The organism is Pseudidiomarina fusca (assembly GCF_032227045.1).
Lineage (GTDB): Bacteria > Pseudomonadota > Gammaproteobacteria > Enterobacterales > Alteromonadaceae > Pseudidiomarina > Pseudidiomarina fusca.
In genome coordinates this window covers 1-369 of record NZ_JANFPJ010000057.1, presented here as the reverse complement: position 1 = coordinate 369, position 369 = coordinate 1, and the positions used below count along the sequence as shown (strand labels likewise).

Here is a 369-nt window from a genome sequence, read left to right as displayed (position 1 = left end):
CCCGCAGCCTCGGCTGGCGGCGCTAAATCGCTGGTTTCACCACGTCCGTGAGCGGTAGCAACTTTGTCACTCGCACCATTACCTACGGTATTGCTCGCACTGTCGTTTTGCCGCGGCTTCGATGAGGTGTCCGTGGTGGCGTTTTCAAGCGCTGTCATATGAGGACACATCGAATCCGCCATTTGTGATACCCCACAGCCAATATAGCCCGTGGGGTCGGTTCCCGCCAGTGGGTTGTTCATGAGGTACGAATACGGGTTTAAGGATTGGCTGTTGCCGGGGCTTTGAATCACCGGGTCGACGCTTAAGAAGCGACCTAGGTTATAGTCGTACACCCGACCATTCATATGAATGAGCTCAACGTCATCC

Annotated in this window: 1 protein-coding gene; it reads right to left on the bottom strand. The window is 55.0% G+C overall.

Annotated elements, in window-relative coordinates:
• The coding region (locus NOG12_RS12800) for an RHS repeat protein (RefSeq protein ID WP_313933462.1) at nt 1-369 on the bottom strand (369 nt) is incomplete at both ends.